Raw genomic sequence first — 14,254 nt, 5'->3', positions numbered from 1 at the left:
TTCTCGGACGGCCTCGTTTCCACCAACAAATGCTCTCGAAATTCTTTAGCGCCAACGCAACATAAGTGCCGCGCAACGGATCGTGCAACGCGAACGCGAATCGGACATCAATTGCTTTGGGTGTAAAGCGCGACGCAGAAAGTAAGCGACAGATTGCCGCAGTTTTTGCGCCGAAGAGAAGTGTCTTTTTCGTAAGTTAGTGCAGATGTAAAAGTTGATCAGTCCGTAAAGTTGTTTGGTCGCCGAAAACCGGCCGGCAGAATGACAAACGTCGATTCGGCGACAACCTCGCGAACGCTGATTGCACCGAATATCGTAATTCGGTATTTTGGAGATGCCGTGTTTTTTTAACTGCGCGGGGAATTGTATGAGGAAGTCAGCAATCATTTTTGTGAGCGGAGTGGTTTTCGCGCTTTCACTCGTCGGATGCTCCGGCGGCAGCGAGTCAAAACCGGATCCGACCAACGTAAGCGTTAAACCGGCGAATGCGTTGACGAACACGCCCGGCAATTCACGCATCAATAATAATTCGAATTCCGTGTCCCCTTCGAACGTCGATTCAGACGCGTCAAATTCGCGGCGCGAGCTGAAGTCATCGACGATGGCGGCCATTCCGGCGCCGGATGAATCGACATTCACATCGACGATGGATAAGTCGGGCAACTTCATCGAGGTTCGCGAATTCAAGAATCATCCGCGACTGCTGAAAGTCGAACGCAAAATACTCGGTCGGGATTCGAAGTATTCGGTGTATTTCAAGAACGGGAAGGTCGTCGAAGCGCCGGCCGCAAAAATGGAGAATTTCCGATCTCTTTCGCCGGTCACTATCCTGGAAGCGATCGGGATAAAAGTCACACCCGAAACTCCGAAAGACCCGGAACTCAAAGATCAAAAGAAACCCGAATAAGGAGCATTATGGAGAAATTCACCGTTTTGTGTCCGTGTTGCGAGGCCGCTCTGACGATCGATTCTCAGACCGGCGCGCTTCTCGCCCACGAAGAAAAGAAGAAATTGGTCGGATCGTTCGAAGATCTGCAGAGCGAACTAGGCAAGAAGAAAGACCTGCGAGATCAGCTGTTCGCGCAGGAGATGTCTTCTCAAAAAGACCGCGAGCGCCTGCTTGAAGAGAAATTCAATGAGGCGCTGAAACGCGCCGAAGGCGAAAAGCACTTGCCTTTCAAGAATCCGCTCGACCTTGATTGACCTCCAGTAAATTGAAAGACTCAACCGTTTATTGTCAGAACTGCCGCGCGGCAAACTCGCTGAATGATTCGCATTGCGCCGAATGCGGGACCAGGCTCCTGCTGGTGATCTTCCCGACATCTTTGCAGTACGACACGAACCAAACGCCATCGTTTTACGAAGATCATCTTCTCGAACGGGTTTCGATCCTGGAACTGCGGCAAGCGCAGCTGTCCGAGGCGTTGCGCGGGACGGTCGATTTGTTGCGCGATCAAAGCCAACTCCTGAAGGAAGAGCGCGATCTGATCAAAGAACTTTACGGGATCTTGGGGTTGCTGAACACCGATGAGGCAAAAAAGATCAGAAACGCCTGGGATGCTCTGCGCGATCCCGGACCGGTTTCGGATGGGGCATCGGCCGCCTCGGATCGCAGGGCCGAGCGGATCATCGCCGGTCACGGCGGCGAGAATTCGGAATTGCTCGCAAAACTCGTCAACGAAAGCGCGCGATTGCTAGGCGAAGGAAACGAGCGCCAAGGCTTGCAGATGCTCGAGCGAGCGCGTGTTTTGTCGCCCCAAAACGTCGCGTTGCACCTCAGATATGCGTGGGAGTTGTTCGTCGCGGACCGGTACGGCAAGGCGGCGGAAATTCTCAGCGCCGCACTGTTGGTCTCGCCTGACGATCGCCACGGACTCCTTTTGTCGGGGGTTGTAAATGCCGAACTGCTGAATCTCGAGCAAGCCAGGCGAAGCTTGAGTTTGCTGGTCAACATCGAAGGGATGGCCGGCGTCACCAATTTCGTTTGGGGAATGCTCGCGGCGTATGAAGGGAACTGGACCGAGTGCATTGCGGCCCTCAAGCAGAGTTCGGCCGCCGCAACACACGCTGAACTCGAATATCTCATCGGATGCGCTTATTTCCAGCTTCAACGATATTCGATGGCACTCCGACATTTGAACGCCGCTGCAAAACTCGACAAGGATTATGCTGACGCGTGGTTTATGAAGAGTGTCGTTCATCGGATCCAAAACGAGCCCGGCGATGAGATGGAAGCGTTCGAACACGCTGCACAAGCGAAAAGTCCCGGTGCGCAATGCCACGAGTTTCTAAAGGGTAGAAAGCTGTTCGGAACGCAGGCCGCGTTGCCTTTTCGGCACTTCTCAAATCGGAAGAACTCGCTGCTTTCAGGCGGCGCGCCAAGGATCAGGCGTTTCTGCCGCGATCTGTTGAACGGGATCTTAGATATGATTTGATCGAGGTGAAATGAACGCAAGAGATAGGATTATCGTCGCGCTCGATGTGCCGAGCGCCTCCGCCGCAAGATCTATTGTCGATGAACTTCAAAGCGAGGTCGGCGCCTTCAAGATCGGCTTGCAGTTGTTTACCGCGGCCGGCACCTCGCTAGTTTCAGAATTGGTCGGCCGGGGAGTCAGGCTTTTCCTGGACCTCAAGTTTCACGATATTCCGAACACCGTGGCGAAGGCCTCGATCGAGGCCGCGCGGACCGGTGTTTGGATGTTCAACGTACATTCGCTCGGGGGCGGTGAAATGATGCGGCGAACGGTTGCCGAGGTTAGGGAATTCTGCGAAAGGGAACGGCTGTCCCACCCGAAGATCATCGGCGTCACGATCCTTACGAGCTCCGGTTCGGAGACTCTTGCCGAAGTCGGAATCAAAGGCGATATGTCTTCGCAAGTTTTGAATTTAGCTCGACTTACGGCAGAATGTGGGTTGGACGGCGTGGTCGCTTCACCGCTCGAGATCGAACTGATCCGAAAGCAGTTCGGCGCCGGGTTTCTGATCGTCACTCCGGGCATCAGGCCCGGAACGGGAATGCCGGATCCTAGAAGTGGAACTTCCGATGATCAAAAGCGTGTAATGACTCCGGCGAGAGCGGTTGCGGCGGGTTCGGATTATCTTGTGATCGGCCGTCCGATCCTTGACGCGGCGGATCGGAGAGCCGCGGTGCGTGACATTATTTCTGAGATCGAGAACGGCTGATGAAACTTCATAGAAACATAAATCGCGTTGGATCTGGTTTCGGTCTTCGCGATGCGGGCCTTCGGCGACCCGCGATCCTCGCAACGCTATTCGTTCTCGCCGCGTACGGCCTTCTTTTGCCGTCGGCTGGGGGCGCCGCGAGGGACGGTTTTCGGTCGGGCGAGAAACTCACCTACACGATAAGTTATGACCAGTACAGGAACGCCGGCTACGCTGAGATTCAAGTCGTTTCGAGCGGCAAGATCGGAGGCCGCGACGCGGTTGAGCTCCGCTCGAAATTCAAGACTTTCGAGTTTGTCGCCGCGGCGTATTATCTGATCGACGAATCGCGCACGGTTTTTGTCGCACCGGACACGGGATTGCCGCTTTACGTGAAGTCGACGAAGAATTCGGGGGTGTTTCCCGAAGAAACGATCTCTAACTTCCTCGATCAGCCATCAACCAGCTACGATCTTCTGTCCCTGATCTATCGCGTCCGGCAATCCGGCGGCGCCGGCAATTTCCCGATCCTCGAAAACGGCAAAGGTTTCACCGTTACCGCGGTGCCGGGAGTCGTCGAAAAGGTCAAGACGGACGCCGGCGAGTTCGAGACGACCGTCTCGGGCCTTCAAAGCGAGTTCTTTACGCAAGCGGGTGTTTCAGACGTACGCATCAACTTCAGCAATGATCCGGACCGGCTTCCCGTTTTGATTCGGTTCCGCGCCGGCCGCGGCGAGTTTCGAATCTCGTTGGCGGGTCTTGAGAGGGCTGCGGAACCGGTCGCTTCGCCGACGCCGAGCCCGACCAAGCCCCCGGCCGCAACGCCGAGCCCGACACCCAAAGCGACGCCGAAACCTTACATCGACGATCAACCGCTTGGATCGGAGATTCCGTTTTCGCTGGGCGAGACGCTCGAATTCAAGATCGCGAGCGGCGGCCAGGCCGTCGGAACAATTGAATTCCAAGCGAAAGAGCGACGACAACTGCCGCTGAACGGTATCAAACGAGACGGACTTTTGCTGACGGCGACGGTCACCGGATCCGAGAACGGATCGAACTTGTTCCGCACGGGAGATGTTTTCAAATCGTGGGTCGATCCGCAGGATCTCCAACCGCTTCAAAGTGAGGTCAAGTTCAACGGGCAATTGGGTTCGCTCAATCAGATCGTGAGATTCGACCAGGATCGCGGGACGGCGACGCTTGAGGGAAACCAGCAAGTTCAGATCCCGGTCAATACTCATTCGCTGCTTTCACTTTTCTACGCCGCGCGGTCTTTCAATCTCAGGCCGAGCAAGGACGCGACGAATCCGGTCAACGACACGAGGGTAGCCGTTCTTTTCGGAAATCAGTTCTACGTCTTTATGCTGCGACCGTCGAACGCACAGATAATCACGCTCCGCGGCGAAAAGGTTCCGGCACAACTTGTGACGGTATTCACCGGCAATCCGCAACTCGACGCGCTCAATATACGCTTTTGGCTGAGCAACGATCAACGGCGAACGCCCCTGAGGTTTGCCGTCGGCGCGTATCAGGCGGACCTCTCGCGCGAATCCTCCGCAAGATCCAATTAACGCACGTAATTGAAATTGGTTTTCAGTTGATTTACAATTTGTAAATCATGAGAAAAGCAATTCTTCTGGTTGCGACATTGTTTTTAACCGCAACTCTTCAGATTGCGGCGCAATCCGAAAGCGACCGCGAGGCGATCACCCAGGCGGCGTTGAACTACGCCGACGGCTGGTACACGGGAGATCCCTTGAAGATGGAGAGCGCGCTTCATCCGGACCTTGCCAAGCGCCGCGCCGTGACGAACGACAAGGGCCAAAGTCGCCTCGATGAGTTGAGCGCGCTCGGTCTCGTCCAGGGGACGCGCGCGGGCTACGGCAAGAACACTCCCGAAAAAGATCGGCAAAAGGACGTCAAGATACTCGATGTTACCGGCAACGCGGCGACCGTCAAACTTGAAATGCGTGACTGGGTCGATTATATGCACATCGCGAAGGTGAATGGTAAATGGCTGATAGTCAACGTTTTGTGGGAACTGAAGCCGAAAAAGGAAGGAATCAGGTGACAACGCTCCTTTCGGAACTCGCGATCGGCGCCACGGCGAAGGTCGTCAATGTCAGCGGCGAGGGTATGATCGCCAAGCGGCTGATGGAAATGGGCGTCGTTCCGGGCGTTACGGTGCGTGTCGTAAAGGCGGCTCCGTTCGGCGACCCGATCCAGATTCGGGTCCGCGGTTACAGCCTCGCGATCCGGCGAAACGAGGCGGAAACGATCGAAGTCACCGAATGAACAAGAACGTCAATCCAAACGGGACCCGCGAATTGATAATCGCGTTGGCCGGAAACCCGAACGCCGGAAAAACGACGCTCTTCAATGCGCTCACGGGAATGCGGCAGAAGGTCGCGAATTATCCTGGCGTGACGGTCGAGAGAAAGGAAGGGAACTGGCTTGTCGGCGACAAACCGGCACGGATAATCGATCTGCCCGGACTCTACAGCATCGATGCGACCTCGCTCGACGAACAGATCGCCCGCGATGTTCTGACCGGCGCGGATTCCTCGCTTCCGCACCCCGACGTCGTGATCGCGGCCGTCGATTCGACCAATCTCGAACGCAACCTGTATCTCGTCACGCAACTGCTCGAACTTCAGATCCCGACCGTCGTCGCGCTGACGATGATCGATGAGTTTGAGCGCCAGAAACACCAGATCGATACTGGGAGACTCTCGAAACTCCTGGGCGTGCCGGTGGTCGCGGTCGATGCGTCGACCGGCCGCGGCGTTGAAGAGTTGGCCGATTCCGCGGCCAAAATGATCGACAGCCGAAGGCCCGTGCCCGACAACCTGAACACCGCGGCCGAAACGAGCCAGAATGCGAAGATCTTTGCGCGGTACAGTTTCATATCCGAGGTCGTTCAGGAAAGCGTCAAGCATATGGATCTTGACGCCCATAATTTCTCCGAAAAGTTGGACCGCGTTTTGACTCACCGGTTCTTCGGACTCGTGATCCTCGTCGCCGTTTTGCTCGTTGTTTTTCAGACGATCTTTTCGTGGGCCAACATTCCGATGGATCTTCTGGAAAAAGGATTCGGGGCATTGGGCGATCTCGCCCGGACGAATATGCCGGAGGGTATTCTGACCGATCTGATCGTTGACGGGATCATCGCCGGCGTCGGGGGAGTCCTCGTCTTTCTGCCTCAAATCCTGCTTTTGTTCCTTTTCATTTCCATTCTCGAAGACTCGGGCTATATGGCCCGGGCCGCATTTTTGCTCGACAAGCTGATGTCGCGCGTTGGACTTCACGGCAAAGCCTTCCTACCGTTGATGAGCAGTTTCGCCTGCGCGATTCCGGGGATAATGGCGGCCCGGACGATCGAGAATCCGAAGGACCGTTTGGCGACCATCCTGATCGCGCCGTTTATGAGCTGTTCGGCGCGTCTTCCGGTCTATACGTTGATGATCGCGACGTTTTTCGCCGGTCAGACCGTATTCGGGTTCATATCGCTCGGCGCGGTCCTTATGCTCGCGATGTACGCGCTTGGGATCTTTGCCGCGCTCGTCGTCGCCCTGATCCTCAAAAAGAGCGTTCTCCGGACATCGTCGCAACCACCGTTTGTGATGGAATTGCCGCCCTATCGCCTGCCGAATCTGCGGAATGTGATGCAGAATATGTTTTTGCGCGCGTGGCTCTTTGTAAAGCGTGCCGGAACCGTCATTCTTGCCATCTCGATCGTGCTTTGGGCGCTGATGTATTTCCCGAAATCCGCGCCGCCGGCGGGGATTGCCGAAAGTCCCGAATCCTACCAGTTGACTCATAGTTTTGCAGGAACGCTCGGACAGGCGATTGAACCGGCGATCAGGCCGCTCGGGTTCGATTGGAAGATCGGTGTTGCACTGATCGCGAGTTTCGCCGCGCGCGAGGTTCTGGTTTCGACCCTGAGTATCGTATACAACGTCGGGAAGGGCGCGGATGAAGAATCGGAGACGCTGATCTCGGCGATACACGACGCCCGCGACGCTGACGGTAAGCCGACCTGGACGCCGCTCACGGCGCTGACACTGATGGTCTTTTTTGTGCTCGCGATGCAATGTATGTCGACCGTCGCGATCGTGCGGCGTGAAACCAATTCCTGGCGGTGGCCCGCATTTATGATCGTTTATATGACCGGGCTCGCGTATCTCGCCGCCTTTGTGACCTATCAGGGTGGGAAATTGCTCGGATTCTGAAAATGTCAGTCCAGACGTTGATCGTTGTCCTCATCGTGCTCGGAGCCGTCGGCTACGTCCTGCTGACCGTTCGCCGGCAGATCGCGGGATCGCGTCCGAAAAAGGATGGATGCGGCGAAGATTGCGGATGCGGAAAATGATTCTTCGCTTGGGACACGACTTGGTCGCGGCGTAAATCCTCTTTTCAAGAAAACAGCCAGACAATACGATCGAGCAGTTCATTTTTTGTCGTCACGCGACCCGCGTTTTCGACCAGATACAAAAGCAGGTCGAACTGTTTCGGTTTGAGCGTTACCGGGTTCTCCGGGCGCCAAAAACGACGATCGGACGAGTCAAGACGAAACGAGCCGAACCGGTAAAGCATAGTTTTTCGTTGAAAATTTCCGCTGATAAAAGAGATCTCCGACCGTTTCGAGATGTCGCAATTTTGAAATAGTCCGATAAAAAACGGAAAATCCAACCGAATCCGAAAGAAATCCAAAAATAATCCGAAAAACATCCAGACATCCAAAGCGCGCGCCGGTATTTTGTGGCATCGATTGCGAATATTGACTATCGATGAACTGGTAGGTAAAAATGGTGATCAAACGCAAAATTGAGTACGTCGCGACCACGCGCCGCTATGTCGTCCGATATGCGGCGCCCGGCAATGCCATCGTTTGTCCCGAATGCGGCGATTCGATGCTGTCGATCGAACAGGCCACAGTTTTGCAGGGAATCGGTCAACGACGCATTTTCAAATTCATCAAAATGGAACCGGTGCATTTCAGTGAAGCGGGGACGGGCGCGTTATTCGTGTGCCTCAGTTCGCTGGCCGCAACAGTGGAGCGTTTGGCTCAGAAGGAAACAAAGGAGCTAGAAGAAGGATACCAATGAAAAACACACAAATGACTAAAGTACTCGGAAGTTCAAACAATCGGATCGCCGGCTTGCTGATGATCCTCGGCCTGTTCGTTATATTAATGCCTGGCTGTCAACAGATAAATGATGCGGTGAACAAGCCGGCAAACAGTAACTCGACAGCAAACAGCAATGCTTCGACAAATGCGAATGCGAATAGCAACGTCACGGCAAACAGCAATGCTAACGCCAACTCATCGGCGCTTCCGACCGAACCTGCCGCCAACACCAACAATCAGGCGAGCAATTCCGCGGCCAATACCGCTACCGCAACTAAAGAGCAAGTTCCCCTAACCGAGGAAGCTAAGGTTTTTAAGAATGATCTTGTCGGAAAGTGGACGGACGGAAACGAAACATTAACTTTCACCGAAAACAAAATCGAATCCTCCCAGACTCGCGGTAAGACACATACCTATCGCGTTGTGGACGAAAAAACGATCGAGGCAACTCAAGATTGGAATGGAACGCCTTGGAAAGCGACGATGAAAATTGAAGACAATGGCAATAGTTTACTTTGGTATAACGAAACCCAAAAGAAAAACTTCAAATATACCCGGGTAAAATAAGTTAATTCGTAAGCGAATCGGTAGTCAAAAGACAGACAGAAAAGCGAATCGGTCAACTCCTGTGGTGATGAAAGAATCGCTGATTCAAGCCTTTTTGTCTGGCCGGCGACGATTCTTGCAGAAGCCCGCACGCAGTAAGAGCGAAAGATGAACACACTGACTGCGTGCGTGTTTCTGCACCTGAAGGAGATATCAAAATGAGAAACAGACTTTTTATCGGATTAGCATTGGCCGCCTGTCTTTTGATGTTCGGCTGCCAGCAAAGCAACAACGCCGTCAACAATAACAAAGCCGCAAACACCAACACCGCGACAAACGCCAACGCTGTCACAAACACCAACACGACGACGAACGCTAACACCAATTCTGCGTCAACGCCAACCAACACGAACACGGCCTCGTCAAATTCCGAAACGTCGAAGAAAGACGAAAAGTCGGAAGAAAAGGCGGATTGTGTAGTCAAGACGGACAACGCCGACTTCTATGTCTCGGCAACTGAAAAAGATATGAAGTTGAAAAAAGGAGCTCCGATCATCGATACCGGTGCCCCGATGGGACAGGGAATTATCGTCGTCAAAGCCAAGGTCGGAAATGAATGGATCAAAGGCGAAATTCAGCTTGACGATACGACCTGCAATGACGCTCCCGAGGACGCGCCGAAGAAGAAATAGGCGACCGAAGCAGATGGCTCAATATAGCGGAAATTAGCGAAATTTAAGAGCTAAAACCTATGAATGGAACATTCGGAACAAAAAGCTCCAGCATAAACATCATCAGGTTTGCTCCGGTTTTCGTTACCTTAGTCATTTTGCTGTCCGGCTGCCGGCAGATAAATAATCTGGTCAACAGCAACGCGAACGGCAGTACTTCCGCTCCGCAAGCCAACACGGCTAACTCGAATGTCAACACGGCTCAACCGTTGAAAGACGATCTGCTCGGAACGTGGATCAACGTTGATGATCCGACAACCAAAGCGATTTTCACCGCGGACGAAATAACCCAAATTGCAGCTAAACAGGAAAGCATAATTTACAAATACAAAAGGCTGAACGACCAGGAGATTGAACTTCTAGACCAGAAATCGGGCGAAAAACGAATGGCCAAGTAGAGGTTAAAGGCGACGTTTTGACGATGCAGATTGGGGATCAAACGGCTAAGTTCAAACGCGAATCAGCCGACACGACCAACACCAGCGCAGCTAATTCTGCCGCCACTTCAGCTCCCGCGGCAGCTGAGACCTTGTCGGAATCGGCCAAAGCGCTGAAAAACAAGCTGATCGGAACCTGGTTGATTAACTCATCGCCGATCAAATATGTCTTTACCGCCGACAACAGGGTTCTTATCTATTCCGATGGCCACCTGCAGTTTGCGGCTCATTACCAGATCAAAGACGACAAGGTTGAATGGCTCAACAACTTCTTCAAGAAGATCAGCATGAAAACAAGCTTCGGAAATGATGACTCGGCGATGAATTTTGGCAGCATTCGGATGAAGCTTGAATCACGCGAGACGAATGTCGATTTCAGCGATTCGTTGCCGGATCGGATCGTCGGTCTCTGGGTCGGCATCCCCGGGACAAATACGGATATGCGTACAATATCTGTCTTGCGGGATGCTCCCAATAATTATTCCTGGTCTCTTGGGCGGCAACGCAAAGGCTGGTTTCATTACAAGTTCGAATTTTCAGCCGACGGGACCGCCAAATTCGGGGCTACAATCAGGAAGTTGACGGTGGAGGATGATGTTCTGACCTCTGAGGAAAACGGCGAGATCGAGAAATACCCCCGTTTGAAAACGGTTGACTAAAGATGAGAGCGGCAAGGAACGCGAAGCCGTCAAACCGTAAAGATCATTCGGGCAATTTATTGGTCAAATCGAGGGTTAGATATCAAGCAAAAACTAAACGGAAGCGGAATGGCTCTTTTGAAACAACCGCATGCGATTTTTTGAATCAATATGAAACAGACAATAAACAACAACTTTTCGCGGCGATTCCTGGGTTTGGGAATTGTCGGTTTGATGATCATTTTTGCCGTCGGATGCGGTCGCACGAGCGCTCCCGCGAACGGCAATACGGGAAACAACAATACAGCCAACTCGGCTGTCAATAATTCGGCTCCGACCAATACGAACTCGGCCGCGCCGACTTCGGCAACGTCGCCGCTCGAGCAAAAGGCGAACGCCATCGTCGGGAAATGGGAAACGACGACCGCCTTGGACGACAAGATAATGTTCGATTTCAGTCAGCCGAAAAAAGAGGGCGAAACTTACGTCGGAACTTATAAATTCATCGTCAACGACGACACGAGCGAGCCGCCTGCAAAATACGTCGTTTCCGCCGACAAGATGATCAAGTTCTTCAACGAAGAAGGCAAGGAATACCCGCTCATCAAGGTCTCGGTTTCCGATGACGGAAAAACGCTGATGTATTTCGATCAGAAGGGCGGCCAAAGCAAATTGACGAGAGTCACCGCTTCACCCAAGAAAGACGGATCATCGGGCGATAAAGCCGATTGCGAGGTTAAGATCGACAACGCGGACTTTTATGTCACGACAACCGATAAGGAGATAAAGCTCAAAAAGGGAACGCCGCTGATGATGACCGACGCCCCGATGGGACAGGGAATCGTCGTCGTCAAGGCAAAAGTCGGAATTGAATGGATCCAGGGCGAGATCAAACTCGACGATACGACCTGCAACGACGTTCCAGAGGATTCAAAGCCGACCAAGAAATAAACGTCCGGCACGGTGACGGGCGAATTCATAATTCGCCAGCGCCGGAAGGCAAAATGTACTTCAAACCGATATCGCCCCGATTCTGCCTGGATCGCGGGCGACATCGCATTGGAATTCAGCCGAAGCGATCAGGTACTTCGGATGTTTGTTCAAGAGCGGACTGTAAGCAAGTGCGGATTAACGGAACTTGACTCTGATCTCCAGACGCTGGAAATCTGCCTCTTCGGCCGGTTCCGGGTGAGCATCGACGGCGTTCCGATCGATGACAATCGCTGGACGCGGAAGTCGGCAAAATCGCTCGTCAAGCCTCTTGCGCTAAAACGGCTGAATTTGCGAAGAGCTTCTCCTCGAAAACACGCGAAAGGACGCGAAAAATGTTTGGTTGAAGTCTTGTTTCGCGTATTTCGCGGGAAATGATTCTCTGGCCCGCGATTCAACGCGGATTGATCCCCCGGAATCTTGTCGTCTTCAATCGCGGAAATACGTGCATTTCGCGGGCAACGGAATTCCGCTATTGCACGGAGATCCGGGGGCGTGAACGGTTTGTTTCGCGGGAAATCGTAAACCAAAGAGCGTAAATGACTTGACGTTCGCTTTCCGGTCGAATAACTTATTGAAGAAACAGGGGCGACAAAAACCAACAAATGAGTATTCAATCAGACCGAGAGGTTTTCGGAGGTCATCTTCTTGTCATCGGCGGTGCCGAGGACAAATACAACGAACGGAGGATCCTGCGAAAGTTCCTCGAACTTGCCGGCGGTGAGAAGGCTAAGATCCTGATCGTGCCGGTCGCGTCGGATTATCCTGAATTCGCGGCCGATGTTTACACGCAAGCGTTTCGGCACCTCGGAGTCTCATCTCCCAGAGTTCTTCGCGTGACATCGCGTCAGGACGCGTTTCAGGCCAATGCCGACGAACTTCTGGACGGCGTCACGGGCGTTTTCATTTCCGGCGGCGACCAGATGCGTTTGACGTCGATCCTCGGCGGGACGAAGTTCGCACAGAAGCTTCGGGTGCTCGTTCGCGAGACAGACATCGTTCTCGCGGGGACGAGCGCCGGAGCTGCCGGAATGTCGACTTCGATGATCGTCCGCGGCGATTCGGCCTCGCATCCGCAAAAGAGCGCCGTGCGGCTTTCGCCGGGGCTCGGATTCCTTAAGAACATCATTATCGACCAGCATTTCTCGGAACGCGGACGGATGAGCCGTTTGCTGACCGCAGTTTCGTACAACCCGTACAATCTCGGCGTCGGGATCGACGAGAACACCGCGATAATTCTCGACAAGAAAGGCGAGCTCGAGGTCTTCGGTGAGGGCACGGTAACGATCGTCGACGGCTCCGAGATCAGTTTCAACGAGATTGCGGAGGTCGATGACCATCGCCCGTTCGCCGTCTGCGGCGCACAGATCCACATCCTCCGCGACGGACTGAAATACGACTATTTCGAACGGCATCTGATGCCCGTCGAAAGCGAGTTCTTGCTGCCGGATATCAGGTGATTTTCGATTTGCGATTTTCGATTTGAAGGATTCCGGATTCCAAATTCCAGATATTCCAGGAATCGAAAAAACGAGATTCGAGAGCTAGAAAGCGTGGTTTTGCGCTTGATCGCCAGAGTGTGAGCGTTCGATATCAGGAACGTGAACTTCGCCCAAAACTTGACTGGAATGATAGACTTTATCAAACACTCATTCCGTTACTCATTTGGGGAACTCACATGGCTACTTTTAGGAGATTTGAAGACTTAGGGGTTTGGAAACTGGCGTTCGAATGCGCTGAGTTGATTTACGACGTCACCGAGAACGGTGAATTTGCGAGAGATTACGCGTTGCGCAACCAGATTCGTCGTGCTGGCGTTTCGATCTTCTCAAATATCGCGGAAGGATTCGAGCGTGACGGCAACCGCGAGTTCGCGAACTTTTTGTCTATCTCAAAAGGTTCTTGCGGTGAAGCGAGAGCACAGTTAGTGTTTGCGAAACGTCTTAACTACATTGGTGAACAGCGATTTCTCCAACTTCACCGGAAGCTCGAAGAAACGAGTCGTCAGCTTTCGCGACTCCGGAGTTATCTGGTCAAGACGCCGATGAAAGGTCGACGTTGGGAAGAAGACAATTACTAGAAATGAATCCACTGAAAAGTAGAATCTCGACAATTTCTTAGTTTGGAGATTCTTGGAATCATGGAATCAATGAGATACCTGGAAACCAATTGAATCTCCGGAATTTTTGAAATCCATGGAAAGCTTGGAATCTCCGGAATTTTATGGAATTCTCTGGAATTCTTGGAATCTATGGAATTCTGGAATCTCCGGAATTCTTGGAATCTCCGGAATTCTTGGAATCTCCGGAATTCTTGGAATCTCCGGAATTTGTGGAATCTCCGGAATTCTTGGAATCTCCGGAATTCTTGGAATCTATGGAATTCTTGGAATCTCTGGAATTCTTGGAATCTCTGGAATTCTTGGAATCTCCGGAATTCTTGGAATCTCCGGAATTCTTGGAATCTATGGAATTCTTGGAATCTCCGGAATTCTTGGAATCTCCGGAATTCTTGGAATCTCCGGAATTCTTGGAATCTCCGGAATTTGTGGAATCTCTGGAATTCTTGGAATCTCTGGAATTCTTGGAATCTCCGGAATTTTTGGAATCTATGGAATTC

The 14,254-nt window shown here is 52.7% G+C and carries 19 protein-coding genes; 17 read left to right on the top strand and 2 right to left on the bottom strand.

Features of this window, described 5'->3' with window-relative positions; translation table 11 throughout:
• Positions 1-45 precede the first annotated feature (45 nt).
• Positions 46-612, bottom strand: a complete 567-nt coding sequence (locus tag IPN69_13320; GenBank protein MBK8811697.1) for a hypothetical protein — start codon at positions 610-612, stop codon at positions 46-48.
• Between IPN69_13320 and IPN69_13315 the strand changes: the two genes are divergently transcribed.
• The 9 genes from IPN69_13315 to IPN69_13275 are packed head-to-tail and all read left to right on the top strand — an operon-like array spanning position 602 to position 7,534.
• The gene (locus IPN69_13315; GenBank protein MBK8811696.1) at positions 602-907 is read left to right on the top strand and encodes a hypothetical protein; all 306 of its coding nucleotides are present in this window, start codon (positions 602-604) and stop codon (positions 905-907) included. The two genes, IPN69_13320 and IPN69_13315, sit on opposite strands and share 11 nt — an antisense overlap.
• A gap of 8 nt (positions 908-915) precedes the next feature.
• Positions 916-1,203: a 2-nitropropane dioxygenase gene (locus tag IPN69_13310; protein ID MBK8811695.1), complete on the top strand. Its 288-nt coding sequence runs from the start codon at positions 916-918 to the stop codon at positions 1,201-1,203.
• A gap of 11 nt (positions 1,204-1,214) precedes the next feature.
• The gene (locus IPN69_13305; protein ID MBK8811694.1) at positions 1,215-2,435 is read left to right on the top strand and encodes a hypothetical protein; all 1,221 of its coding nucleotides are present in this window, start codon (positions 1,215-1,217) and stop codon (positions 2,433-2,435) included.
• Positions 2,436-2,445: 10 nt separating this feature from the next.
• Positions 2,446-3,183 (top strand): orotidine-5'-phosphate decarboxylase, encoded by a 738-nt coding sequence (gene pyrF, locus IPN69_13300; GenBank protein MBK8811693.1) that lies wholly within the window; start codon positions 2,446-2,448, stop codon positions 3,181-3,183.
• A complete protein-coding gene (locus IPN69_13295) occupies positions 3,183-4,733 on the top strand; it encodes a DUF3108 domain-containing protein (GenBank protein ID MBK8811692.1) in 1,551 nt (516 codons plus the stop codon). Before pyrF ends, IPN69_13295 begins: the two co-directional genes overlap by 1 nt.
• 47 nt (positions 4,734-4,780) lie before the next feature.
• Positions 4,781-5,233: a nuclear transport factor 2 family protein gene (locus IPN69_13290; GenBank protein MBK8811691.1), complete on the top strand. Its 453-nt coding sequence runs from the start codon at positions 4,781-4,783 to the stop codon at positions 5,231-5,233.
• A complete protein-coding gene (locus IPN69_13285; protein MBK8811690.1) occupies positions 5,176-5,457 on the top strand; it encodes a ferrous iron transport protein A in 282 nt (93 codons plus the stop codon). The genes IPN69_13290 and IPN69_13285 overlap by 58 nt, the downstream gene beginning before the upstream one ends.
• The gene (feoB, locus tag IPN69_13280) at positions 5,454-7,394 is read left to right on the top strand and encodes a ferrous iron transport protein B (GenBank protein MBK8811689.1); all 1,941 of its coding nucleotides are present in this window, start codon (positions 5,454-5,456) and stop codon (positions 7,392-7,394) included. The genes IPN69_13285 and feoB overlap by 4 nt, the downstream gene beginning before the upstream one ends.
• A gap of 2 nt (positions 7,395-7,396) precedes the next feature.
• Positions 7,397-7,534, top strand: a complete 138-nt coding sequence (locus tag IPN69_13275; protein MBK8811688.1) for a FeoB-associated Cys-rich membrane protein — start codon at positions 7,397-7,399, stop codon at positions 7,532-7,534.
• Positions 7,535-7,578: 44 nt separating this feature from the next.
• Here the strand turns inward: IPN69_13275 and IPN69_13270 are convergent, their stop codons facing one another.
• A complete protein-coding gene (locus IPN69_13270) occupies positions 7,579-7,893 on the bottom strand; it encodes a winged helix-turn-helix transcriptional regulator (GenBank protein MBK8811687.1) in 315 nt (104 codons plus the stop codon).
• A gap of 77 nt (positions 7,894-7,970) precedes the next feature.
• Between IPN69_13270 and IPN69_13265 the strand changes: the two genes are divergently transcribed.
• From IPN69_13265 to IPN69_13230, 8 genes are all read left to right on the top strand, one after another.
• Positions 7,971-8,270: a hypothetical protein gene (locus IPN69_13265; GenBank protein ID MBK8811686.1), complete on the top strand. Its 300-nt coding sequence runs from the start codon at positions 7,971-7,973 to the stop codon at positions 8,268-8,270.
• Positions 8,267-8,860: a hypothetical protein gene (locus IPN69_13260; protein ID MBK8811685.1), complete on the top strand. Its 594-nt coding sequence runs from the start codon at positions 8,267-8,269 to the stop codon at positions 8,858-8,860. The genes IPN69_13265 and IPN69_13260 overlap by 4 nt, the downstream gene beginning before the upstream one ends.
• A 197-nt stretch (positions 8,861-9,057) precedes the next feature.
• Positions 9,058-9,531, top strand: a complete 474-nt coding sequence (locus tag IPN69_13255) for a hypothetical protein (protein MBK8811684.1) — start codon at positions 9,058-9,060, stop codon at positions 9,529-9,531.
• 59 nt (positions 9,532-9,590) lie between these two features.
• Positions 9,591-9,968, top strand: a complete 378-nt coding sequence (locus tag IPN69_13250) for a hypothetical protein (protein MBK8811683.1) — start codon at positions 9,591-9,593, stop codon at positions 9,966-9,968.
• Between the two features lie 23 nt (positions 9,969-9,991).
• Positions 9,992-10,666, top strand: coding sequence for a hypothetical protein (locus tag IPN69_13245; GenBank protein MBK8811682.1), 675 nt, complete (start codon positions 9,992-9,994; stop codon positions 10,664-10,666).
• Positions 10,667-10,816: 150 nt separating this feature from the next.
• Positions 10,817-11,596 (top strand): hypothetical protein, encoded by a 780-nt coding sequence (locus tag IPN69_13240; GenBank protein MBK8811681.1) that lies wholly within the window; start codon positions 10,817-10,819, stop codon positions 11,594-11,596.
• Between the two features lie 644 nt (positions 11,597-12,240).
• A complete protein-coding gene (locus IPN69_13235) occupies positions 12,241-13,095 on the top strand; it encodes a cyanophycinase (protein MBK8811680.1) in 855 nt (284 codons plus the stop codon).
• Positions 13,096-13,313: 218 nt separating this feature from the next.
• Entirely contained in the window at positions 13,314-13,715 is a 402-nt protein-coding gene (locus tag IPN69_13230) for a four helix bundle protein (GenBank protein ID MBK8811679.1), read from the top strand.
• Positions 13,716-14,254: the final 539 nt, after the last annotated feature.

The organism is Acidobacteriota bacterium, from assembly GCA_016715115.1.
Taxonomy (GTDB): domain Bacteria; phylum Acidobacteriota; class Blastocatellia; order Pyrinomonadales; family Pyrinomonadaceae; genus JAFDVJ01.
Note: the sequence above shows the minus strand (reverse complement) of the source record. Positions and strands in the feature narration are given on the sequence as shown.